This window comes from Micromonospora echinofusca (genome assembly GCF_017614955.1).
Lineage (GTDB): Bacteria > Actinomycetota > Actinomycetes > Mycobacteriales > Micromonosporaceae > Micromonospora > Micromonospora echinofusca_A.
On the sequence record NZ_WVUH01000075.1, the window covers coordinates 1 to 23,626 of the forward strand.

17 protein-coding genes are annotated in these 23,626 nt (G+C 74.1%); 7 read left to right on the plus strand and 10 right to left on the minus strand.

Annotation, left to right across the window (positions count from 1 at the left end; genetic code table 11):
• Positions 1-23: 23 nt before the first annotated feature.
• The 4 genes from GSF22_RS11425 to GSF22_RS11440 form a co-directional block, all read right to left on the minus strand.
• The gene (locus tag GSF22_RS11425; protein ID WP_208813503.1) at positions 24-1,529 is read right to left on the minus strand and encodes a Na+/H+ antiporter subunit D; all 1,506 of its coding nucleotides are present in this window, start codon (positions 1,527-1,529) and stop codon (positions 24-26) included.
• Positions 1,529-1,975: a Na(+)/H(+) antiporter subunit C gene (locus tag GSF22_RS11430; RefSeq protein WP_208813518.1), complete on the minus strand. Its 447-nt coding sequence runs from the start codon at positions 1,973-1,975 to the stop codon at positions 1,529-1,531. Before GSF22_RS11430 ends, GSF22_RS11425 begins: the two co-directional genes overlap by 1 nt.
• Positions 1,976-2,004: 29 nt before the next feature.
• Positions 2,005-4,842: a Na+/H+ antiporter subunit A gene (locus GSF22_RS11435; protein WP_208813504.1), complete on the minus strand. Its 2,838-nt coding sequence runs from the start codon at positions 4,840-4,842 to the stop codon at positions 2,005-2,007.
• Positions 4,843-4,989: 147 nt separating this feature from the next.
• Complete coding sequence (locus GSF22_RS11440) at positions 4,990-5,361, minus strand: hypothetical protein (RefSeq protein WP_208813505.1); 372 nt, start codon at positions 5,359-5,361, stop codon at positions 4,990-4,992.
• A gap of 169 nt (positions 5,362-5,530) precedes the next feature.
• Between GSF22_RS11440 and GSF22_RS11445 the strand changes: the two genes are divergently transcribed.
• The 6 genes from GSF22_RS11445 (at position 5,531) to GSF22_RS11470 (ending at position 17,446) form a co-directional block, all read left to right on the plus strand.
• Positions 5,531-10,069 (plus strand): ATP-dependent helicase, encoded by a 4,539-nt coding sequence (locus tag GSF22_RS11445; RefSeq protein ID WP_208813506.1) that lies wholly within the window; start codon positions 5,531-5,533, stop codon positions 10,067-10,069.
• Positions 10,070-10,132: 63 nt separating this feature from the next.
• Positions 10,133-10,975, plus strand: coding sequence for an SAM hydrolase/SAM-dependent halogenase family protein (locus GSF22_RS11450; protein ID WP_208813507.1), 843 nt, complete (start codon positions 10,133-10,135; stop codon positions 10,973-10,975).
• Between the two features lie 50 nt (positions 10,976-11,025).
• Positions 11,026-11,271 (plus strand): CPCC family cysteine-rich protein, encoded by a 246-nt coding sequence (locus GSF22_RS11455; RefSeq protein WP_307803922.1) that lies wholly within the window; start codon positions 11,026-11,028, stop codon positions 11,269-11,271.
• A 49-nt stretch (positions 11,272-11,320) separates the two neighbouring features.
• Positions 11,321-12,169, plus strand: a complete 849-nt coding sequence (locus GSF22_RS11460; protein ID WP_208813508.1) for an Fpg/Nei family DNA glycosylase — start codon at positions 11,321-11,323, stop codon at positions 12,167-12,169.
• 128 nt (positions 12,170-12,297) lie between these two features.
• A complete protein-coding gene (locus GSF22_RS11465) occupies positions 12,298-16,080 on the plus strand; it encodes a hypothetical protein (RefSeq protein WP_208813509.1) in 3,783 nt (1,260 codons plus the stop codon).
• A 232-nt stretch (positions 16,081-16,312) separates the two neighbouring features.
• Positions 16,313-17,446, plus strand: coding sequence for a peptidoglycan recognition protein family protein (locus GSF22_RS11470; RefSeq protein WP_208813510.1), 1,134 nt, complete (start codon positions 16,313-16,315; stop codon positions 17,444-17,446).
• Between the two features lie 95 nt (positions 17,447-17,541).
• On the opposite strand, the gene pspM is transcribed toward GSF22_RS11470, so the two are convergent.
• From pspM to rimO, 6 genes are all read right to left on the minus strand, one after another.
• Positions 17,542-18,342, minus strand: coding sequence for a phage shock envelope stress response protein PspM (gene pspM / locus GSF22_RS11475; protein WP_208813511.1), 801 nt, complete (start codon positions 18,340-18,342; stop codon positions 17,542-17,544).
• A gap of 31 nt (positions 18,343-18,373) precedes the next feature.
• Positions 18,374-19,234 (minus strand): PspA/IM30 family protein, encoded by an 861-nt coding sequence (locus tag GSF22_RS11480; RefSeq protein WP_208813512.1) that lies wholly within the window; start codon positions 19,232-19,234, stop codon positions 18,374-18,376.
• Between the two features lie 379 nt (positions 19,235-19,613).
• A complete protein-coding gene (locus tag GSF22_RS11485) occupies positions 19,614-20,102 on the minus strand; it encodes a helix-turn-helix domain-containing protein (protein ID WP_208813513.1) in 489 nt (162 codons plus the stop codon).
• 159 nt (positions 20,103-20,261) lie between these two features.
• The gene (locus GSF22_RS11490; RefSeq protein ID WP_208813514.1) at positions 20,262-20,789 is read right to left on the minus strand and encodes a CinA family protein; all 528 of its coding nucleotides are present in this window, start codon (positions 20,787-20,789) and stop codon (positions 20,262-20,264) included.
• A 22-nt stretch (positions 20,790-20,811) separates the two neighbouring features.
• Positions 20,812-21,405 carry a CDP-diacylglycerol--glycerol-3-phosphate 3-phosphatidyltransferase gene (gene pgsA / locus GSF22_RS11495; protein ID WP_208813515.1) on the minus strand — a complete coding sequence of 198 codons (594 nt, stop codon included), beginning with the start codon at positions 21,403-21,405 and terminating at the stop codon, positions 20,812-20,814.
• Positions 21,406-21,410: 5 nt separating this feature from the next.
• Positions 21,411-22,904: a 30S ribosomal protein S12 methylthiotransferase RimO gene (gene rimO, locus GSF22_RS11500; RefSeq protein WP_208813516.1), complete on the minus strand. Its 1,494-nt coding sequence runs from the start codon at positions 22,902-22,904 to the stop codon at positions 21,411-21,413.
• A 228-nt stretch (positions 22,905-23,132) separates the two neighbouring features.
• Between rimO and GSF22_RS11505 the strand changes: the two genes are divergently transcribed.
• Positions 23,133-23,447, plus strand: coding sequence for a DMT family transporter (locus GSF22_RS11505; protein WP_208813517.1), 315 nt, complete (start codon positions 23,133-23,135; stop codon positions 23,445-23,447).
• Positions 23,448-23,626 lie beyond the last annotated feature (179 nt).

Sequence of the window (23,626 nt, forward strand, 5' to 3'; positions counted from 1 at the left end):
GGGCGGGGGTGTTCCCGGGGCGGTCATGGCGTCCCCCCGGGTAGTACCGCCTCCACGTAGGGAGTGCGTTGCCGCAGGTCGTCGGCGGCGTCGGCGGTGACCGAGAAGAGCGGACCGCCGACCGGGGTGAGTGCCACGCCGAGGGCGACCAGCGCGGTGGTGGCGCCGACCATCAGCACCGGCAGCCTGACCCTCGGTTCGGCGGTCGCCATCCGGGGCGCCCGCCAGAAGGCGATGTTCCAGACCCGGGAGGCCACGTAGAGGGTGAGCAGGCTGGTCAGCGTCCCAACGGCGACCAGCGTCCAGGGCAGGGTGCCGCCTTCGGCGGCACCGGCCTGGAGCAGTCCCAGTTTGCCGAGGAAACCGGAGAACGGCGGGATTCCGGCGAGGTTCATCGCGGGCAGGAAGAAGAGCACGCCGAGCAGCGGGGCGGCCCGGGCCAGTCCGCCGATCCGGCGCAGGTCGGTGCTGCCGGCCCGTTCCTCCACCAACCCGGCGACCAGGAAGAGGGTGGTCTGGATGGTGATGTGGTGCACCACGTAGAAGATCGCGGCGGAGAGGGCGGCGGCGGTGGCCAGCGCCACCCCGAAGATCATGTAGCCGATGTGACTGACCAGGGTGAACGAGAAGAGCCGTTTGATGTCGGACTGGGCGACCGCGCCGAGGATGCCGACCAGCATGGTCAGCCCGGCCACCACCATCAGCAGCCCGTCCATCCGGCCGTCCGGGAAGAGCAGCGTCTCGGTCCGGATGATGGCGTACACACCGACCTTGGTGAGCAGGCCGGCGAAGACCGCGGTCACCGGCGCGGGCGCGGTCGGGTAGCTGTCCGGCAGCCAGGCGGAGACCGGGAAGACCGCCGCCTTGATCGCGAAGGCGAGCAGCAGCATCAGTTCCAGGATCAGCCGTACGCCCTGCGGCAGCGCGTCCAGCCGGGCCGCGAGCTGGGCCAGGTTGACCGTCCCGGTGGCCAGGTAGACCAGTCCCACCGCGCTGAGGAAGATCATCGACGAGAGGATGCTGACCAGGACGTAGGTCGAGCCGGTCCGGATCCGTACCTCGGTCCCGCCGAGGGTGATCAGCACGTAGCTCGCGGCGAGCAGGATCTCGAAACCGACGAAGAGGTTGAACAGGTCCCCGGCGAGGAACGCGTTGGTCACTCCGGCGGTCAGCACCAGGTAGGTGGGGTGGTAGATGCTGACCGGGGCCTTCTCCAGGTTGTCCCCCTGGCCCTGGCCGATCGAGTAGAGCAGCACGCAGAGGGTCACCGCCGCCGACACCACCAGCAGCAGCGCGGCCAACTGATCGGCGACCAGCACGATGCCGACGGGGGGTGGCCACGCGCCGATCCGGACCACCACCGGCCCGTGCCGGTACGCCTCGACCAGCAGGACCGCCGCGACCGTCAGGGTGGCGGCGAGCGCCAGGACACTGATCATCCGCTGCCACCCCGGCCAGGGCGCCAGCAGCAGGGTGAGGGCCGCGCCGAGCAGCGGCACCACCACCGGCAGCGGGACCAGGTACGACATCAGCCACCGTCCCTGCGGCGCAGCCGGCGCAACGCGGGTGCCGGGTTCACCTGCTCCGGGTCGTCGGCGTGGTCGTCGCCGCCCACGTCGGTGGCCGCCACCTCGTTCCGCTCGGCCAACTCCACGATCTTGCGGTCCTCCAGGTCGTCCTGGACCTCGTCGTTGCCGGTCAGCGACCAGCTCCGGTACGCGATGGCCAGCAGCAGCGCGGTCAGGCCGAAGGTGATGACGATGGAGGTGAGCGCCATCGCCTCGGGCAGCGGATCGCTCATCTCCGCGACCGGTCCGGTACCGACGATCGGGGCGCCCCCGGACCGACCACCGAGCAGGATCAGCAGGTTGACCCCGTTGCCGAGCAGGATCACGCCGAGCAGGATGCGGGTGAGGCTGCGTTCCAGCAGCAAAATCACGCCGGTGCCGAAGAACACCCCGACCGCCAGCACCATGACGAGGGTCGGTCCGCTACCGGCCTGCCTCACGTCGGCTCCCCCTCCCGGTCGGCGGCCAGCGCCCGGTCCGGCTCACCGGCCGCCTCGATCTGGCGGTCCACCTCGGCGCCCAGGCTGCGCAGGATGTCCAGCACCAGCCCGACCACCACGAGGTACACGCCGACGTCGAAGAAGAGCGAGGTGACCAGGTAGAAGTCGCCGATGCCGGGCAACCGCAGGTCGATCCGGCTGCTCTCCAGCACCTGGTGGCCGGCCAGCATGGCGATGACCCCGGTGCCGACCGAGACGGCCAGGCCGGCACCGAGCACCGTGCCGGCGCCGATCGGGGCGGCCTCCTGGAGTTCGTGCCGGCCACCGGCCAGGTAGCGGACGGCCAGCGCCAGCCCGGCCACCAGCCCTCCGACGAACCCGCCCCCGGGGGCGTTGTGACCGGAGAAGAGCAGGAAGAGGGAGAAGAGCACGATGGTGTGGAACAGCAGCCGGGTCACCACCTCGAAGACGATGGACCGGTGCCGGGCGTGCAGGGTGGGGCCGCCGCGCAGCCAGAGCCGCTGCCCCTCCCGGGTCTCCGGTGGGGCCGCCTCCCGCCGACGCGGCCGGGGGCCGGTGCGGGACCGCTCGAAGACCAGGCTGGCCACCCCGGTGGCGGCCACCACCAGGACGGCCAACTCCCCCATGGTGTCCCAGGCCCGGATGTCGACCAGGGTCACGTTCACCACGTTGCGCCCGTAGCCCTCCCGCACGGCGAGGTCCGGGAAGGCGGCGGAGACCGGCGGGTCGGTCCGGCTGCTGGCCACGGCGAGCGCCAGGCCGGCCATCACCACCCCGGTCGCCACGCCGATCCCGCGTCGCACCCACCGGCTACGGCGCAACGGGCGGGCCGAGAACCGGGGCGCCAGCCGCCGAACCACCAGGACGTAGACCGCGATCGTGGCGGTCTCCACCAGGAACTGCGTCAGCGCCAGGTCGGGCGCACCGTACAGGATGAACAGCATCGCCGTGCTGTAGCCGGTGACCCCGACCAGCAGGACCGCGGTCAACCGGCGCCGGGCCCGGACGGCGAGCACCGCAGCGACCGTGAGCACCAGGGCGACGACCAGTTGCAGTGGGGTGTCCCAGGGCCGGACCCCGGCCAGGGCCGGTCGCGCGGCCAGCAACGCACCGCCGGGGACGACGACCAGGACCAGCAGGACGATGCCGAGGTACTGCGGCAGGGAGCCGCGCTGGGTGACGCTGGTGACCTCGATGGCGGTCCGGTCGAAGCGGTGGATCAGCCACTCGTACACCACCGTGCCGGGGGCCGGGGTACGGATCCGGTTCAGGACCGGCAGCAGCGGCCCGCGCAGGGCGAAGAGCAGGGCACCGCCGGTGAGGACGAGCGCGGAGAGCAGCAGTTCCGGACCGAACCCGTGCCAGAACGCCAGGTGCGCCCTGCCGCCAACGAACAGTTCGGCGTACGGCACCAGGTAGTCGCCGACCGGGGCCGCCAGCGGTCCGAGCAGCAGTCCGGTGAGCGCCAGGAGCGCCGGGGGTGCCAGGAGGGCCACCGGGACCGGTTTCACGGGGGTGGCGGCCACCGCCGGTTTGTCGGCGAACGCTCCCCAGACGAACCGCGCGCTGTAGGCGACGGTGAGCATCGTGCCGGCGACCAGCACGGCGAGCAGCACCGGCTGGTCGAGGAAGGCGTGCAGCACCTCGTCCTTGGCGACGAACCCGAACAGCGGTGGGACACCCGCCATCGAGGCGGCGGCGAGTACGGCGACCACGCAGACCACCGGTGACCGTCGCCGCAGCCCGGAGAGTTCGCCGATTTCACGGGTACCGGCCTGGTGGTCGACGATGCCGACGACGAGGAAGAGCGCCGCCTTGAACAGGGCGTGCGCCAGCAGCAGGGCCACCGCGGCGAGGGCCGCGTTCCGCGTACCGGCACCGGTCGCCGCCACCAGCAGACCCAACTGGCTGACCGTGCCGTACGCGAGCAGCAGTTTCAGGTCGGTCTGGCGCAGCGCCGCCCAGCCACCGGCGAGCATGGTCGCGGCTCCGGCGAGCACGGTCACCGGTCGCCACGGTCCGGCGTCGGCCAGTACCGGGGCGAGCAGTCCGACCAGGTACACCCCGGCCTTCACCATCGCGGCGGCGTGCAGGTAGGCGCTGACCGGGGTGGGTGCCGCCATCGCCGCCGGCAGCCAGGAGCTGAACGGGAGGATGGCCGACTTGGCGAGTGCCCCCACCAGGATCAGCAGCACGGCGGCGACCAGGTACGACCCGCCGGGCAGCGGGCCGGCGGCGATCACCGACCAGCGGTAGCTGCCGGCGTGCTGGCCGAGGAGGATGAACCCGATCAGCATCGCCAGCCCGCCGAGGGTGGTCACGGTCAGCGCCTGGGCGGCGGCCCAGCGGCTGGACCGCTGCTCCGGGTGGTGGCCGATCAGCAGGTAGGAGAAGACCGTGGTGAGTTCCCAGCAGACGTAGAGCAGCAGCAGGTTGTCGGCGACGACGAGGCCGAGCATCGCCCCGGCGAAGGCGACGAAGACCCCGGCGAACCGGCCGAGTCCCGGTTCGGCGGGGGTGAAGTAGTGCGCGCAGTAGGCCAGGACCACCGCGCCGATCCCACCGACCAGCAGCACCATCAGCCACGACAGCGTGGTGACCCGCAACGCCAGGTCGAGGTCGAGCTGACGGATCCACGGGTACGCCTCGACCACCGGGTCGCCCCGGCGGACGGTGCCGGCGTGCGTCAGGGCCCAGCCGAACGCCGCCGCCGGCGCCAGGGCCAGCGGGTAGCAGGCACGTGGACCCCACCACCGGACGAGCAGCGGCGCGAGCAGCGCCGCCACGAGGTGAAGGATCAGCAGTACCAGCACGCCCACTCCCGGCAGGTGTCAGCGCGGGCCGGGTAACCGGTCCGTGCCTACGAGGGAACGGCAGATCGGCGGCGTGGGGGCGGTTTTGCCGAATATGGCCGGCTGGGGACGGTGGATCGGTTAGGGCAGCCGGGCCCGGGGTGGTGCCTACCGGCTGGGGCCGTCGGAGGTCACCGACTCCCGTTCGCGGCGTCCGTCGACCACCAGATCGGGGCGCCCCAACTGGATGACGACCTTGTTGAGGAACCGTTGGGCGGCGGTGAGGGAGCGGACCGGGAGGAGCTGCCCCCGGCTCTCCCGGCGCAGCACGAAGTAGTGCACCGCCGCCCGGACCTGGGCCCGGTCGGCCGCGCTGGCCTGGGTGGAGGCGACGATCAGCTCCCGCAGGCAGTGGGCGAGGCGCTCGGCGAGCTCCAGCTCGGGGGCGCGCAGGCCGACCCGGAGCGCGGCCAGGTGACTGTCGACCTTGCGGATGAGCACGTCCGTGCCGGGTTGGTGGCCGTGCTGACCTGTGCTCATCCGGCTCCCTCCGTACCCACCGGGGACGACGGTGAAGTTACTTTATGTTGCGGCGCACTAGCAAGCAGTTAAGTAAGACTTAACGCGCCAACCGCCCCGATCCGGTGCGTACGATCCCGCAGCGGGCAGCCCTTCGTTTCCTGTCGGAGCGGGCGTGCAGGATGGGGAGGTGACTGACGCGCTGGCGGGCTTCGGCCCGGCGACCCGGGCGTGGTTCGGGGCCGCCTTCGCCGCCCCCACCGCCGCCCAGGCCGGCGCGTGGGCGGCGATCGGTGCCGGCCGGAACGCCCTCGTGGTCGCCCCGACCGGTTCCGGGAAGACGCTCGCCGCCTTCCTGTGGTCACTGGACCGGCTGGCCCGTGAGGCGCTGCCGGCGGACCCCCGGCACCGCTGCCGGGTGCTCTACGTCAGCCCGCTCAAGGCGCTCGCCGTGGACGTGGAACGCAACCTGCGTACCCCGCTGACCGGTATCCGGCAGGCGGCCACCCGGCTCGGGGTCACCCCGCCGGAGATCACCGTGGGGATGCGTACCGGGGACACCCCCGCCGACGAACGGCGCTCCTTCGCCCGCACCCCGCCGGACATCCTGATCACCACCCCGGAGTCGCTGTTCCTGCTGCTCACCTCGGCCGCCCGGGATTCGCTGCGCGGCATCGAGACGGTGATCGTCGACGAGGTGCACGCGGTGGCCGGCACCAAGCGCGGCGCCCACCTGGCGCTCTCCCTGGAGCGGCTGGACGCCCTGCTGCCCGCGCCCGCGCAACGGATCGGGCTCTCCGCCACCGTCCGTCCGGTCGACACCACCGCCCGGTTCCTCGGCGGCGCGCGGCCGGTCGAGGTGGTGCAGCCGGCCACCGACAAGACCATCGAGATCACCATCGAGGTACCGGTCGAGGACATGACCCGCCTCGACGAGGCCGAGCCGCCGCCCGACGACCTCGGCGGTCCGGGGCCCCGCCGGGCGTCGATCTGGCCGGCGGTGGAGGAACGGGTCCTCGCGCTGATCCGCGCCCACCGCTCGACCATCGTCTTCACCAACTCGCGGCGCAGCGCCGAACGGCTCTGCGCCCGCCTCAACGAGCTGGCCGCCGAGCCCACCGGTGATCCGTCCGGGCCACCCGGGCAGCTTCCGGCGCAGGTGATGGCGCAGTCCGGGGCGGCGCAGGGTGCGGCTCCGGTGATCGCCCGGGCCCACCACGGCAGCGTGTCCCGCTCCGAACGGCAGCACATCGAGGAAGCGCTGAAGTCGGGCCAGCTACCCGCCGTGGTGGCCACCTCCAGTCTGGAGCTCGGCATCGACATGGGGGCGGTCGACCTGGTCGTGCAGATCGAGGCACCGCCGAGCGTCGCGGCCGGGCTGCAACGGGTCGGCCGGGCCGGGCACCAGGTCGGTGCGGTCTCCCGGGGAGTGGTCTTCCCCAAGCACCGGGGTGACCTGCTCTCCTGCGCGGTGGTCGCCGAGCGGATGACCGAGGGCGCGATCGAGGAGCTGCATCCGCCCCGTAACCCGCTGGACGTGCTGGCCCAGCAGATCGTCGCGATGGTCGCCCTCGACCAGTGGCGGGTGGCGGACCTCGCGGTCCTGGTGCGGCGGGCCGCGCCGTACGCCGAACTGCCCGACTCGGCGCTGCACGCGGTGCTGGACATGCTCTCCGGGCGGTACCCGTCCACCGCCTTCGCGGAGCTGCGTCCCCGGCTGGTCTGGGACCGGGCCACCGACCTGCTCTCCGGTCGTCCCGGTGCGCAACGGCTCGCCGTCACCAGCGGCGGCACCATCCCCGACCGGGGTCTGTTCGGGGTCTTCCTGGCGGGCGCGGAGCGCGCCGCCCGGGTCGGTGAGCTGGACGAGGAGATGGTGTACGAGTCCCGGGTGGGGGACGTCTTCCTGCTCGGGTCGTCGTCCTGGCGGATCGAGGAGATCACCCCCGACCGGGTGCTGGTCTCCCCCGCCCCCGGTCAGGCCGCCCGGATGCCGTTCTGGAAGGGGGACGCGCTGGGTCGCCCGGTGGAGCTGGGCCGGGCCATCGGTGCCCGGCTGCGGGCCCTGGTGCGGGCCGGTGACGAGGCGGCGGCGAGCGCGCTGCGCGCCGGTGGGCTGGATGCCTGGGCCGCCGGGAACCTGCTGGCCTACCTGCGCGAGCAGCGGGAGTCGACCCGGTCCCTGCCGGACGACCGGACGGTGGTGGTCGAGCGGTTCCGGGACGAGCTGGGCGACTGGCGGCTCGCGGTGCACTGCGTGCTGGGTGCCCGGGTCAACGGGCCGTGGGCGCTGGCGATCGCCCGCCGGCTGGCCGAGCGGTACGGGGTGGACGCGCAGGTCATGCCGGCCGACGACGGGATCGTGGTCCGGCTGCCGGACACGGCGGACGCCCCGCCCGGGGCGGAGCTGGTGGCCTTCGACCCGGACGAGATCACCCAACTGGTGGACGAGTCGGTCGGCACGTCGGCGCTCTTCGCGTCCCGGTTCCGCGAGTGCGCGGCCCGGGCCCTGCTGCTGCCCCGCCGGGATCCCCGGCGCCGGCAGCCGCTCTGGCAGCAGCGTCAACGGGCCGCACAGCTGCTCGACGTGGCCCGGGGGTTCGCCGACTTCCCGATCACCCTGGAGGCGGCCCGGGAATGTCTCCAGGACGTCTTCGACCTGCCCGGGCTGGTCACCCTGATGCGGGAACTGGGCAGCCGCCGGGTGCGGCTGGTCGAGGTGGAGACGAGCACCCCGTCGCCGTTCGCCCGGTCGCTGCTCTTCGGGTACGTCGGGGCCTTCCTGTACGAGGGCGACGCACCGCTGGCCGAGCGCCGGGCCGCCGCACTGGCCCTGGACTCGACCCTGCTCGGCGAGTTGCTCGGCCGGGTCGACCTGCGGGAACTGCTCGACCCGGCGGTGCTCGCCGAGACCGGGCGGCAACTGCGCTGGCTGACCGAACAGCGCCGACCCCGCGACGCCGAGGACACCGTGGAACTGCTCCGCCAGCTCGGTGACCTGAGCGACGCGGAACTGGCCGAGCGGGGGGTACCGGCCGACTGGCTGGACGCGCTGGCGGCGGCCCGCCGGGTGCTGCGGGTACGCATCGCCGGTGCGGAGCGCTGGGTCGGCGTGGAGGACGCCGGTCGGTTGCGCGACGCGCTGGGCGTGGCCCTGCCGGTGGGGGTCGCCGAGGCGTACCTCGCCCCGGTGGCCGATCCGCTCGGTGACCTGGTCGCCCGGTACGCGCGTACCCGGGGTCCGTTCGCGGCGTCGACCTGCGCGGCCCGGTTCGGGCTCGGGGTGGCCGTGGTGGAGCAGGTGCTGCGTCGGCTGGGCGCCACCGGCCGGGTGGTCTCCGGGGAGTTCTCCCCGGACGGCACCGGCACCGAGTGGTGCGACGCGGAGGTGCTGCGCCTGCTGCGCCGCCGGTCGCTGGCGGCACTGCGCCGGGAGATCGAGCCGGTACCGCACCGGGCGCTGGCCACCTTCCTGCCCCGCTGGCAGCAGGTCGGTTCCCCGGCCCGGGGCGTCGAGGCGGTCGCGGCGGCGGTGGAGCAGTTGCAGGGGGCGGCGGTCCCCGCGTCGGCGCTGGAGCGGTTGGTGCTGCCCGCCCGGGTGGCCGACTACAGCCCCGCCCACCTGGACGAGCTCTGCGCCAGCGGCGAGGTGGTCTGGGCCGGGTCCGGTGCGCTCACCGGCGGGGACGGCTGGGTGCGGCTGGCGTACGCCGACACGGCACCGGTGCTGCTGCCGGTCCCCGACGAGGCGCTCACCCTGACCCCGGCGCACGAGGCGGTGCTGGCGGCCCTGGACGGGGGGCAGGCCCTGTTCTTCCGGTCCCTGGCCGACCGGGTCGGCGCGGTCGACGACACCGCCCTGGCCGGAGTGGTCTGGGACCTGGTCTGGGCGGGCTGGTTGACCAACGACACGCTCGCCCCGCTGCGGGCGGCGCTCGGCGGCGGCGGGGCGCACCGGTCTCGGCCGGGCGCCCCGCGGACCCGCTACCGGCGGCCGGGGCGGGTGGCACTGCCGGCCCGGGGCGGTCCGCCCACCATGGCCGGGCGCTGGTCGCGGCTACCCGAACGGGACACCGACCCGACCCGGCGGGCCGCCGCGCTCGCCGACACGCTGCTGGAGCGGCACGGGGTGGTGACCCGGGGCGCTGTGGTCGCCGAGCAGGTCACCGGCGGGTTCGCCGCGGTGTACCCGGTGCTGTCCGCGTTGGAGGAACGCGGTGCGGCCCGGCGCGGCTACTTCGTCGAAGGACTGGGTGCCGCCCAGTTCGCGGTACCGGGAGCGGTGGACCGGCTGCGCGCCCTGGCCGAGCCGGCCGACGGTGGGCGCGGGCGCGGTGGGGCCGCCCTGGTGCTCGCCGCCACCGATCCGGCCAACCCGTACGGCGCGGCGCTGCCCTGGCCGGAGCGGGCGGTGGACTCCGGTGACGGGGACCAGCCCGCCACCGGGCACCGGGCCGGGCGGAAGGCGGGCGCGCTGGTCGTGCTGGTCGGCGGGGAGCTGGCGCTGTACGTGGAACGGGGTGGCCGTACCCTGCTCTCCTTCACCGACGGTCCGGAGGCGCTGGCGGCGGCCGGGCGGGCGCTCGCCGACGCGGTGCACTCGGGCGCCCTGGGCGCGATCTCGGTGGAGCGGGCCGACGGTGCGGCCGTACGGTCGTCCCCGCTGGCCGACGCGCTGACCGCCGCCGGGTTCCGGGCCACGCCACGGGGCCTGCGGCTCCGCGCCTGAGCCACCGGCGTGCGGTGTGCACCGCACCCGGCGAGCGGACCGGGAGCCGGCTAACCTGCGACCGTGACCGGGTACGACTGGATCAGCTTCACCACCGACTACGGCCTCTCGGACGGGTACGTGGCCGCCTGCCACGGGGTGGTCGCCCGACTGGCGCCGGCCGTCCGGGTCATCGACGTCACCCACCTGGTACCGCCCGGTGACGTGGCCCGGGGTGCCGAGGTGCTCGCCCAGACGGTGGGTCACCTGCCACCGGCCGTCCACGTGGCGGTGGTCGACCCCGGGGTGGGTACCGACCGGCGGGGCGTCGCGCTCGGCACCCCCGGTGGTCTGCTGGTCGGGCCGGACAACGGGCTGCTGATCCCGGCGGCGGAGGCCCTCGGCGGGGTGACCGAGGCGGTCGAGCTGACCAACCCGGACTGGTTGGCACCGCAGGTGTCCCGGACGTTCCACGGTCGGGACGTGTTCGCCCCGGTCGCCGCACGGCTGGCGGCGGGTGCCCCGTTGCCGCAGGCCGGGCCGGCGCTCGACCCGGCTGCGCTGGTACGCCTGCCCGCACCGCCGGTCCGGGTCACCGACGGGTGGGTCGAGGCACCGGTGGCGACCGTCGACCATTTCGGCAACGTCCAGCTCGCCCTCGCCGGATCCGCCCTGGACCGGTTCGGCGGGACCCTCGGGGTGCACCGGGCCGACGGGTCGCCCGCAGAGGTTCACACCGCCCGGCGGGGTGGCACCTTCGGCGACGTACCCCCGGGTGGGCTGGTGGCGCACGTGGACTCGGCGGGCCGGGCGGCGCTCGCGGTCAACGGCGGCCGGGCCGCCGACCTGCTGGCCGTCACGGCGGGTGACCGGGTGCGGCTGCACCGGTCGGGCGTGGTGGACCCGCCGGACGACACGATGGACTGAGGGTAGCCCGCCCGTGTCGCGCGGTAGGTATCTGTGAAATGCTTTCCGGCGTGGGCGCGCACTCGATGGACACCGCTGCCTGTCCCTGCTGTGGCTTCCGTACCGGCTGCGGCACCTGTCCCATCTGCTTCTGGACCGACGACGGCCAGAGCGACGCCGACGCCGACGTGGTCCGTGGCGGCCCCAACGGCGACCTGAGTCTCTCCCACGCCCGGCTCAACTTCGCCATCTACGGCGCCAGTCACCCCCGCTACCAGGATCTGGTCCGGCCGGCCCGGCCCGACGAGCAGCCCTGAGAGCGTCCGGCAACAGGACGGGCGGGGCGCGGTACGCCAGGATGGGATCGTGCCCGAAGGCGACACCGTCTGGAACACTGCCCGCGTCCTGCACCGCGCGCTGGCCGGTGCCCGGCTGACCGGCTCGGACTTCCGGGTGCCGCAGTTGGCCGCCACCGACCTGACCGGCGCCACCGTGGTCGGGTCGGTGAGCCGGGGCAAGCATCTGCTGCTGCGCCTGACCGGCCCGGACGGCGCGGCCCCGCGTACCCTGCACTCGCATCTGCGGATGGACGGCGCCTGGCGGGCCTACGCCCCGGGTGAGCGGTGGACCGCCCGACCGGCGCACCTGATCCGGGTGGTGCTGCGCACCGCCGACGCGGTGGCCGTCGGGTACCACCTGCACGAGCTGGCGCTGGTCCCCACGGTCGAGGAGGACGTCCTGGTGGGTCGGCTGGGTCCGGACCTGCTCGGCCCGGACTGGGACGTCGACGAGGCGGTCCGCCGGATCCGCCGCGACCCGGACCGGAGCATCGCCGAGGCGCTGCTGGACCAGACCAACCTGGCCGGGATCGGCAACCTCTACAAGTGCGAGCTGCTCTTCCTGCGCGGGGTGTCGCCGTGGGCCCCGGTGGCGGCGGTACCCGACCTGCCCGGCCTGGTCGGGCTGGGTCAGCGGCTGCTCGCGGCGAACCGGGGCCGGTGGACCCAGAGCACCACCGGCTCGCTGCACCGGGGGCAGACCAGCTACGTCTACGGTCGGCGCGCGCAGCCCTGCCGACGGTGCGGCACCGCGATCCGCAAGGCCGAGCAGGGGGAACGGATCACCTACTGGTGTCCGACCTGCCAACCCGAGCCGCCGCGCGACGCCGCCGACGCCCTCGACGCCCTCGACGCGCAAAATAGGACGAATGGGTAGTTCCTAACCGTCATCCGGGCATCGCATGCTGCTATCAGACGCTCACCCGTGGTCATCGAGCGTCGACGGGTCGACCTCCGGTGGCGACGAAGCCCGGCCGGTCGTGCCCCCGCATCCCGGGGAGTGCCATGGCGATCTTTCGCAAACTGCTGAACATCCGGCTGGCCCGGTCCACCCACGCCGGCCACGTCCCGGCGGTCCGGACCGGCGACGGACTGCCGGTCCGGACCGAACACGTCCCGACCGCCCGGACCGAACACGGACCGCCGGCCCGGACCGGCGACGGACCGCCAGGACGGACCGAACACGGACCGCCGGCCCGGACCGGCGACGGACCGCCAGGACGGACCGAACACGGACCGCCGGCCCGGACCGGTGACGGGCCGCCGGCACAGCCCGGCCCGCCGCATCCGGACCAGCTCACCGGCCCGGACCGGCGGACCGGCCTCGACCCGTCCGCCCTGCCCGGCTACTTCGGTCCGGTGCCGTACGTCGCGTACAGCCCCCGGCCGCGGCTCGACGCGCACGGCCGGGTCGTCCCCGGCACCGGCCTCCGGAAGTTCGTCGACCCGCTGCCCCTGCCCGCCCGGGACCACCGCGACGCATCCGGCAACCGGCTGCCGGTGGCTGTCCCCGACACCACCAGTTACCCGGGATGCGACTACTACGAGATCGGGTTGTCCGAGTACCACCAGCGCCTGCACCGGGATCTGCCGGCCACCCGGCTGCGCGGGTACCGGCAGCTCAACATGGGTACCGACGGCGACGGGCACAACACGGTCCGACCACCGGAACGGCCGTACCACTGTGGTCCGGTGATCGTGGCGCACCGGGGCCGGCCGGTGCGGATCCGGTTCGTCAACCAGCTACCCGTCGGGCGGGCCGGGGAGCTGTTCCTCCCGGTCGACGGGACCCTCCCCGGTGCCGGGGCCGGTCCGCTGCCCGCACCGGCCCGGTACCCGCAGAACCGGGCGGTACTGCACCTGGCCGGCTCCGCCACCGGCTGGATCAGCGCCGGACTGCCCACCCAGTGGCTGACCCCGGCCGGGGAGGTCACCCCGTACCCGGTCGGGCCGGGGTACGCGACCGTGCCGGACATGCCGACCCCCGGTCCGGGTGCGGTGACCCTCTACCACCCGAACGAGCAGAGCGCCCGGCTGATGTGGTACCACGACAACACCCTCGGCCTGGCCCGGCTCACCGTCCACTCCGGCCAGGTGGGGCTGTACCTGTTGGACGATCCGGCCGAGCGGCGGCTGGTCACCGACGGGGTGCTGCCGGCGACCCAGATCCCGCTGGTCGTCGAGGACAAGACGTTCGTACCCGACGACGCCCAACTCGCCGTCGAGGATCCGGTCTGGGACCGGGAACGGTGGGGCAGCACGGGGTCGATCTGGTACCCGCACGTGTACCTGCCGAACCAGAACCCGTACCGGTCGGACGGTCGCAACCCGGTGGGCCGCTGGGACTACGGCCCGTGGTGCGCACCGGAACCGGGCGGCGGCAGCCACCCGGCGGGCGGCCCGGAGCAGCCGCCGGTACCGAATCCGCACCACGACCCGGTCGCCGGGTCGGACGAACCGCCGTTGGCGCCGGGCACCCCGCACCCGTCGGCCGTGCCGCGCGTGTTCGGCGACACACCCCTGGTCAACGGGGCCGCCTATCCGTACCTGACGGTCCGGCCCACCGCGTACCGGTTCCGGATCCTGAACGCCTGCGCCGACCGGTACCTGAACCTCCAGCTCTACCGGGCCGCCTCGGACGGGCCGATGTGGGCATCCGGCGGCATGCTGGCCGATGCCGGCGCCGGGGAGGTGCCGATGGTCCCGGCGGTGCCGGCGGCCGGGCGCCCGGCCGGCTGGCCGACCGACGGCCGGGCCGGCGGAGTGCCGGACCCGGCGGCCCGGGGACCCGCGATGATCCAGATCGGCTCGGAGGGGGGTCTGCTCCCCGCGCCGGTCACCCTGGTCAGCCAGCCGATCGATTTCGGGTACGACCGGCGCGCGGCGACCGTGCTCAACCCGACGCGGTACACGCTGCTGCTCGCCCCGGGGGAACGGGCCGACGTGGTGATCGACTTCTCGGCGGTGCCGTCGGGGACGAACCTGATCCTGTACAACGACGCGCCGGCCCCGCTGCCCGCCTTCGATCCCCGCTACGACCACTACACCGGCGGACCGGATCTCACCGCCACCGGCGGCGCCCCACCCACCGTGGCGGGGTACGGCCCGAACACCCGGACCCTGCTCCAGTTCCGGGTGGCGGGTACCCCGACCGCCCCGTTCGACCTGGCGACCCTGGCCGGGCGGCTCCCCGGGGCGTACGCGGAGAGCCAGCTCCCGCCGATCGTGCCGCAGCCGGCGTACGACCCGGCGTTCGGCACGGTCACCCCGGCCGAGGTGTACGCCCCGGCGCACGCCACCTCGGTCACGTTCACCCCGGCCGGGGCGGCCGAGCCGGTGACCCTGCCGCTGGCCGGCAAGGCGGTGCTCGCCGGTTTCGAGGCCGGCCACGGCCGGGTGACCGGCCGGCTCGGCGTGGCCCTGCCGGGTGCCGGCCGGTACGCCCCGGTCCTGCCGTTGGGGGCGCACGACCCGGTCACCGAGGTACTGCACGTCACCGCCCCGGGGGTACCGGTCGGTGGCCCGGCCGACGGGACCCAGTTGTGGCGGATCAGCCCGCACGGCCGGCAGAGCGAGGTGCTGCACTTCCCGTTCGACGTGCAGGTGGTCAACCGGGTGGGGCGGGACGGCCTGGTCCGCCCGCCGGACGACAACGAGCGGGGCTGGAAGCAGGCGGTCCGGGTCGATCCGGCCGAGGACGTCGTGGTCGCCCTGCGCCCGGCACCCCCGGTCCTGCCGTTCCGGCTCGGCGACAGCGTACGGCTGCCGGACCCGACCCGGCCGGCGGACGCGGCAGCCCCGCCGGGGCCCGGGAACCGGCCGGCGAACCTCGGCTGGGAGTACCGCTGGCAGGTCGGGCCCACCGGGTACCGGGGCGGGGAAGCCAGCCGCCCCCTGGTGCTGCGGGTCGCCCCGTCGGCGCCGACCGGGCTCACCGCCACCCCGGCGGCCGGTTCCCCGACCGCCCTGCCGTCGATCACCCTGACCTGGACCGGTACCCGCAGCGGGGACCGTCCGGTGGCGACCGGGCTGCTCCTGCAACGGTCCACCGACGCCGGCTTCGGCGCCGAGCCGACCACCGTCCGGCTGGCCCCGGGCACCACCCGGTACCCGGACCCGACCGTCGTCCCCGGGGTGGCGTACCACTACCGGGTCCGGGCGGAGACCCGGGCCGGGTACTCGGCCTGGTCGAACAGTGTGTGCGCGGTCGCCGAACTGTCCCCGCCGAGCGGGTTGACTTCGGTGGTGCCGCCGGTGGCCCCGCTGCGGGTGGCCCTGCACTGGACGAACCGCTCGTTCGCCACCGGGGTGGAGGTGCAGCGGGCCACCAATCCGACCTTCACCAGTGGGCCGGGGACGACCACGCTCGGCGTCACCGACCGGTACCCGGACGGCACGGTCGCCCCGGACACCACCTACTACTACCGGGTCCGGACCACGTACCTCGGTGCCGCGTCGCCGTGGTCGAACGTGTCGGCGGTGGTCACCCCGGCCCTTCCCCAGGTACCCACCGGACTGACCGCCACCGGGCACGCGCCGGTGCCGGACAGTGCCAGCGTCCACCTGGGCTGGTCGGCGGAGCAGCCGGGCGCGGGTGGCGGTTTCCTGGTGCAGCGCGCCGCCGACGGACGGTTCAGCCGGGACGTGGTGACCTTCACCGTCACCGGCCGGGGTTTCCACAACACCGGCCTGGCCCGGGGGTGCACCTACCACTACCGGATCCGTGCCTTCAACGTCGTCGGCACCTCCGCCTTCAGCAGCCCGGTCACCGTCACCACCCCCACCTGACCGCGTCCCCTCCGTCGATCATGGACTTGTGGTGGGGGACAACTCCGTATTTGAACCTTTTGCGGGGCACCACAACTCCATGATCGACGGGGTGGTGGGCGGGCGGACCCTCTAGCGCGCGAGGCCGGGATGGCAATATTCTCCGAGGCACACGCAGGTAGTGGAGCTTCTTTACACATCCGTGGAGCTGCCACCCACCCCCGGGCCGACCTGCGGCCACAGAGGAGAGTCCATGATCTTCGAGCACCCCGAACTGGACCGCCGGACGCTGCTGCGCGCCGGCCTCGGCGCCGCCGCGATCGCGGTGGTCGGCACCGAGCTCGCCCGGCCGGGCGCCGCGTACGCGGCGTCCACCCCGGACCTCGACTGGATCATCAGCTGCGACGAGTGGGGCGCCCGCCCGCCGGCAGCACCCCTGGCCACCAGCACCATCCCGACCAACAAGATCATCCTGCACCACATGGCCTACCCGAACACCCCCGACCTCTCCGAGACGCAGGCGATCAACCTGGCCCGGAGCTGCCAGAACCTGCACATGGACGGCAACCGCTGGTCGGACACCGGGCAGCACTTCACGGTCAGCCGGGGCGGGTACGTGCTGGAGGGCCGACGGGGCAGCCTGGCGACCCTCGCCGAAGGCCAGGTCCAGATGGTCTCCGCGCACTGCCCCGGCGAGAACGGCCGGGCCATCGGCATCGAGAACGAGGGCACCTACGTCACCGAGACGCCGCCGCAGACCCTGCTCGACTCCCTGGTCACGCTCTGCACCACCATCTGCCGGCAGTACGGGCTGCACGCGCACGACATCTTCGGCCACTGGGACTTCCGGGCCACGCTCTGCCCCGGGGCGGCGTTCTACCGGCTGTTCCCCGCGCTGCGGCGCCAGGTCTTCGCGGCGCTCGGCACCGACCTGGCCGACGTGCCGGCCCGCCGTTGGCCGGACATCTGGCGGTTCGTGGGCGGACCGGTGGTGCGGGTCGCCCAGTACCTGCTCGCCTTCCGGGGTTACCCGGTGACGGTCACCGGCGCCTTCGACGCGGCCACCGTCGCCGCCGTCCAGGACTGGCAGGCCCGCAACGGCATCCCGGTCGACGTCGACGCCACGCTCACCACAGCCACCTGGGAGACCCTCGCGCCGGAGCTGGACAAGGACGCGACCGGTCTGCCGGTCAGCGCGGTGCAGTACATCCTCAACGTCAAGGGGTACGCCGACGTGACCATCACCGGGGTCTACGACCACCCGACCAAGAAGGCCCTCCAGGACCTCCAGGAACTGCACGGGCTGGACACCAACGGCAAGGTCGGCACGAGCACCTGGTGCGCGCTGGTCGGTGGCGTCGTCCGGCAGTCCTTCCAGCCGGCCTGACGACCGGCCACGCCCGGGTGACCGCTGACGGCGGGCGGCCCGGACGGGGGTCGACGCCCGCTACCGGGGGTCGCCCGGGTGGGCGTGGCGGCCGGTCAGCGGGGGCCGTACGCGGTGGCCGAGGTCCGGGTCGGGTCACCGACCGCGCGGAACTCGGCCAGCGCGGCGGCCACCCCGTGCAGCAGATCGGTGGCCTCGGTCAGCCGGGTGGCAGCCGGATGGGCGCCGCCCGGCCGGCTCTCCTCGGCGAGGTACCCGGCGGCGGCGACCACCAGCGCCTCGTACGCGGCGACCCCGTTCTCCAGCTGCGCCACCAGCTCGCGGTGCGCCCCGGCCAGTTCCGTCCGGCCGTCGGCCGGGGCCAGCCGCAACGCCCGTTCCACGCTGGCCACCCGGTAGGCCAGGTCACGCAGCGAGTGGTCGGCCTCGGCCGCCTCCTGCACCACCGGCTCGGCAGGACCGCTCAACCGGGACGCCATCCCGGCCAGGGTGAGCGCGGCCCGGTCCAGCCGGACCCACGGGCCGGCCGCCGTCGAGCCCCGCAACGCGAACCGGGCCCGCTGCCGGCGGGCCTCGGCGAGCAGCCCGGGACCGGCGGGCAGCCGTTCCACGGTCGCCAGGATCCGGGCCCGGGAACGGGCCGCCGCTTCGGCCGGGGTCAACTCCGGCGGCGCCGGTCGGGCGGCGAGGGCCCGCAGGTCCAGCCAACGCCACAGCGCCAGCACCACCGAACCACCGGCCGCGCCGGCCCAGGCCGCGTCGGGCAGCCCGAGACCCGCGTACGGGGTGAGGATCGCGGCGGCACCGCCGAGCCCGCCAGCGGTCACGCTCCACCGCCGGGCCGACCGGCGCAGCCGGCCCAGCCGTCGGAAGTAACGGGCCCGTTCGTCCGCCATGCTCCTCACCCCTCCACTTGCTCTACGCAGGTCAGCCTGCGGCGTTGGGATCGCCGGTCGACCGGTCCCGGGACAGGCTGGCCCGGATCTCGTCCAGCCGGGCGGAGGCCGCCGGGTCGGCCGACGTGGCCCGCTCCACCGCCGGGCGGTCCGACCTGCCGGCCAACTGCTCGCCGGCCATGCTGGAGCGGATCTGCTCCAGGCGGGACGAGCCCGCCGAGTCGAGGCTGGCCTTCTGGATCTCCAGCATCCGGCCCTCGACCGAGTTGCCGGCCAGCTCGGCCCGACCCATGGCGGTCGCGTACCGTCGTTCGATCTTCTCCCGTACCTCGTCGAGGGAGGGGGTGTTCGCCGGGGCGGCCAGGGCCGACATCGACTCCAGGGAGGCGGCCACCTTCTCCTGCATCTTGGCCTGCTCCAGCTGGCTGAGCAGCTTGGTCCGCTCGGCGAGCTTCTGCTGGAGGATCATCGAGTTGTTCTCCACCGCCTTCCGGGCCTGGGCAGCGGCACCCAGCGCCTGGTCGTGCAGCGTCTTGAGGTCCTCGGCGGCCTGCTCGGCCGAGACGAGCTGGGTGGCGAGGGTCTGGGCGGACTGCTCGTAGCCCACCGCCTTCTCCTCGTCGCCCTCGGCGCGCGCCCGGTCGGCCAGCACGAGGGCCTGCCGTGCCATCGCCTGGAGCCGCTCGACCTCGGACATCTGGCGGGAGAGCTTCATCTCCAGCTGCCGCTGGTTGCCGATCACCGCCGCCGCCTGCTGGACCAGCGCCTGGTGCTGCCGCTGGGCCTCCTCGATGGCCTGCTGGATCTGCACCTTGGGATCCGCGTGCTCATCCAACCGGGCGCCGAAGAGCGCCATCAGGTAACGCCAGCCCTTGACGAGAGGGTTCGCCATCTTCGCGGTATCTCCCTAGTTGCGTGCTCCGCCGTGGCCGTGCCGGCGGACCCGCAGGGCCGGCCGCACGACCATGTCTCCATCGTCCCAGCCGGGCGCCACCCACGGCGCCATCCGCAACCGGGGCCGGCGCCGCCGCGTCACCCGTGGATCAACCCTACGCGCCGAGGGGTACCCGGGCCACGGAGCCGCCGGAGGGTGGCCCAGTTGCCGTTGCCGTCGTGGCGGCAGCCGGAGCCGACAGCGACTGCGGTCGGACCGCAGCCGACCGCCCGGGAGTCAGCACCGAACCGGCCACCGCGACGCCCGGCGACTTCCCAGAAGGTGGGACCGACGGGGGTCGGTGACGGCCCGGCCGCCCGGGTCGAAACCCGGCGGGTCAGGCCGCGCAGACCACGTCGCGGTGCTTGTCGGCGGGGCGGACCCGACGGGTCGTGCGGAGCGTCGCCTTGAGGGGAGAGTCCTGCCGGACCGCGACAGAGACCTTTCCGTCGGTTGCCACCTGTCGTACCCCGGTGGCCCCGACCGGGCGGACCGTCCGGTCGGCCCGGGCCGCCGCGACCCGGGTGGCCGGCTCGGTACGACCCGACTCGGCCGGCTGCTCGGGAACCGTCACCAGCACCCCGGGCAACTGCTCCGCCAGGGCCACCGTGTCGCTCACCTCACGCAGCAGCTCCGAGAGCCGGGCCCCGAGCGCGTCACAGATCGCGGCCAGCAGCTCGCTGGACGCCTCCTTCTGACCTCGCTCGATCTCCGAAAGATAGCCGAGACTGACGTTCGCGGCGGAGGAGACCTCCCGCAGGGTCCGGTGCTGGCCCTGCCGGCGCGCCCGCAGTGCGTCACCGATCAATCGGCGGAGCAGGATCATCGCACCTCCCCTGACGGGACTCTGCCCGGCACGGGTCACCGACGTCGGGAGGCAACCGCCTCCGGCGCCGGGACCTCGCCGGTGCCTTCCCGCAACCGTACCCGCTGGCGGCCCCGGTGACATCCCACCGGATGTGGGAAACCGTAGTCTGTCCGCCACTCACCGCTGTCCCGTCCCGGCCCGGGACGCCCCGTGGATGCGGTCCGCCAGCATCCGCAGCGCCTCGGTCACCGTCGCCGAGCGGATGAACTCCCGCCCACCGTCAAGATCGAGTTCCCGAACTGTGGTACCGGTCGGTCCGGCGGCGGCGATGTAGACCAGCCCCACCGGCTTGCCGCCCTGCGGCTCCGGACCGGCCACCCCGGTGGTCGCCAGACACCAGTCCGCGCCGCAGCGGCCCCGTCCCCCCTCGGCGAGCGCCGCCGCCACGTCCGGGTCGACCGGGCCCCGCTCGGCGAGCAGCTCCGCCGGCACCCCGGCCAGCTCCGACTTCAGACCGGTGGCGTACACCACCAGGCCACCACGGAACACGCTGCTGACCCCGGCCACCTCGACGATCGTCGCGGCGAGCAGACCACCGGTGAGCGACTCGACCACCGCGAGGGTCTCCCCCCGCTCGGCGAGGCTGTGCACCACCGCCGCCGCCGGACTGCCCGCCGGGTGCGCCCCGTTCGCGTCGTGCGCCATGCCCACTCCCCCTGTCGACGGGCTAGCTGACGCCTCTGCGGAGACGTACCGCCTGCACCACGTAGTCCAGCCCGGTCGCGACCGTGACCAGGACCGCCGCCGCCATGATCCAGGGACCGACCGCGACCAGTCCGGCCGGCACCGGCCAGAGGTACCAGACGATCGCGAGGATCTGGAGCGCCGTCTTGGCCTTACCCCCCCGGCTGGCCGGGATCACCCCGTACCGGATCACCCAGAACCGGATCAGCGTCACCCCCCACTCCCGCACCAGGATCAGCGCGGTCACCCACCAGGGCAGGTGGCCGTACCAGGAGAGCAGCACCAGGGCCGCACCGGTCAACGCCTTGTCGGCGATCGGGTCCGCCACCTTGCCGAACGAGGTGACCAGCGCGAACCGCCGGGCGATCCAGCCGTCCACCAGGTCGGTGGCCGAGGCGAACGCGAAGGTCAGGCAGGCGATGATGCGCCAGCCCGGGTGGATCATCTCGGAGGCCACAACGAGCGCCACGAAGACCGGTACCAGCGCCAGACGCAGAGCGGTCAACGCGTTGGCGGCGTTGAGCACCGGCACCGGGGCGACCACGGCAGCCGGCGTCGAGTCGGTTGCCTCGGTCACCGGTGTCACCTCGTTCCGCTGGGCGCCGCGGAGATCATCTCATCCGGTACGGCGATCAGGTCCACCCCTTCGGTGCCGGTGACCGTGGCCCGGACCAGGTCACCGGGGCGCAACGCGGCCAGGTCCACGCCCCCGGTCGGCGGTGCGACCAGCGTCGTCGACCCGTCGACCTCGGGTGCCTGGTGGGCGGCCCGCCCCTCGACCGTCCCGCCGTCGACCGAGTCGACCAGCACCTCGACCGTGGTACCGAGCCGCTCCTCGGCCCGCTGCGAGCACAGCTCGTCGGCGAGCGCGCTGAGCCGGTCGTACCGTCGCTTGATCGTGGCGGCGGAGACCTTGCCGGGCAGGTCGGCGGCCTCGGTGCCGTCCTCGTCGCTGTAGTCGAACATGCCGATCGCGTCGAGCCGGGCGGCGGTCAGGAAGCGGACCAGCTCGTCGACGTCGGCCCGGGTCTCGCCGGGGAACCCGACGATGAAGTTGCTCCGGGCGCCGGCCCCGGGCGCCAGCTCCCGGGCGGCGGCCAACAGCTCCAGGAACCGGGCGGTCGAGCCGAACCGGCGCATCCGGCGCAGCACCGGCTCGCTGGAGTGCTGGAACGACAGGTCGAAGTAGGGCGCCACGCCGGGTGTGGTGGCGATCGCCTCGATCAGGCCGGGCCGGGTCTCGGCCGGCTGGAGGTAGCTGGCCCGCACCCGGACGATGCCGTCGACCGCCGCGAGCTGCGGCAGCAGCTTCTCCAGCAGACGCGGGTCGCCCAGATCCTTGCCGTAGGAGGTGGAGTTCTCGCTGACCAGGACCAGCTCCCGGACGCCCGACCTGGCCAGCCACTCGGCCTCGGCGAGCAGCTCGTCCGGGGTGCGGGAGACGAAGGCCCCGCGAAACGCCGGGATCGCGCAGAACGCGCAACGCCGGTCACACCCGCTGGCCAGCTTCAGCGAGGCCACCGGACCGGAGTCCAGCCGGCGGCGCAGCACCTGGCGCAGGTGGGCCGGGGTGTGCTCGTCGGTGGTGGGCTGCTCCGGGGTGCCGTGCCCGGGCAGCGAGACCGCGCTGCCCCGCCGGGAGACCGGGGTGAGGGGCAGCAGCTCCCGCCGGTCGCGGGGGGTGTGCGCGTCGATCCGCTCGCCCGCCAGCACCGCGTCGAGCCGGGCGCCGATCTGCGGGTAGTCGTCGAAGCCGAGCACGGCCTGCGCCTCCGGGAGGCTGTCGGCCAGCTCCCGGCCGTACCGCTCGGCCATGCAGCCGGCCGCCACGACCTTGGCGCCGGTGTCGGCGGCGGCGAGGAGGGTCTGGATGGAGTCCTGCTTGGCCTTCTCCACGAAGCCGCAGGTGTTGACGAGGACCACGTCGGCGCCCTCGCCGTCGGTGGTCACCTGCCAGCCGTCGGCGTGCAGCCGGGCGGCCAGCTCCTCCGAATCGACCTCGTTACGGGCACAACCGAGGGTGAGCAGCGCGACCCGACGGCCGTCCGCAGCGGAAGGGGAGGTGGCAGACACCATCCGAGGGTACCGGGCCGGTCCGACAGGGCCGGAGACGGCGTACGCCCCGACCCGACCGTCCCGGCGGGCGTCGGCCCGGTGGACCGGGCGCGACCGGATCCGGCCGCTGTCCCAGGTGCCGGTCGGTCGCGGTGCCCGGGTGCCGGTCGGTCGCGGTGCCCGGCCCACGACGCCCTGGCCTGGTGCTAGGTTTCCCGGACACGTGGCGGGCTGGGAGAGGGGGCTTCGATGGCCTGGGTGGTACTGGTGCTCTCGGGCATCCTGGAGACGGTGTGGGCGATCGCGCTGGGACGCAGCGCCGGATTCAGCCGCCCGCTGCCCTCGGTCGTCTTCCTGGTCGCCCTGGTGCTCAGCATGGCGGGGCTGGCCTGGGCGCTGCGGAGCATCCCGGTCGGCACCGGGTACGCCGTCTGGGTGGGCATCGGTGCGGTCGGCACCGCACTGGTCGGCATGGTGGCCCTCGACGAGCCGGCCACCGTACCCCGCGTGGTGTGCCTGCTGCTGGTGGTGGCCGGCGTGGTCGGGCTCAAGGTCTTCCACTGACGGCTGTCCCCGTTGCAGGCCGACGGCTGCCGCCTCCGGCACGGCGGGCGGCTGACGGTCCGGTGGGCGGCTGACGGTCCGGTGGGCGGTGCGTAGGCGGCGCCGCAGTTGGGTAGTGGACTGCCTGCCCGAGCAGAAAGTCCTCTCCACCACCGGAGGTACGAGATGTCCTACTCCAC